The sequence below is a fragment of the Vibrio sp. 2134-1 genome, assembly GCF_033339495.1.
The window spans coordinates 1-534 of record NZ_JAWOUS010000882.1 but is presented as its reverse complement, the minus strand read 5'-3'; the positions used below and the strand labels follow the sequence as shown (position 1 = coordinate 534).

The 534-nt window shown below is 49.3% G+C and carries 1 pseudogene; it reads right to left on the bottom strand.

Annotated elements, in window-relative coordinates:
- A pseudogene (locus R7R78_RS29050) lies at positions 1–534 on the bottom strand (alpha/beta hydrolase); the annotation flags it as partial.

Sequence of the window (534 nt, the reverse complement as noted above, 5' to 3'; positions counted from 1 at the left end):
TGAAGTTCTCACTCAACCAGTTCGCGATCACGCCAGAGAACTGAATAAACTTAGGATCGTCGTCCAACATCCACTCGGTGTGACCACCTTCAGGCAGTAAGAATAGAGATTTCGGCCCAGGGTATTTCGCGTACAGCGACTTTGCTTCGGTCACTGGGTGAAGATCGTTTTCTGCACCGTGCGCAATCAAGATTGGCGCGTCTGCAAATCGCTCGTCCAGTAGGGCTTCCGGTTTGAAATTGATGAGAGAATCCGCAAAATCCAGATCAGATGTCACGCCGTAGCCCGGTGCTTTGACCAGTTCAGTGAATACATATTCGCGGCTTACTGGGTCAAGCGGGTAGATTTCAAATGGATCAATCCCCTGCTTTTCTCCACCAAGAGCAAGACGTGTACGCTCTTCTAACATAAATTGACGGAACGCTTTCCAACCGTGCTCGCCACGTTGAGCAACCTGAACACGTACCGCATCATAAAAGCCGTTCATGGAGATAAGGCCATCAATCGCATCTTGACAAACTCGGTAAGCATCAA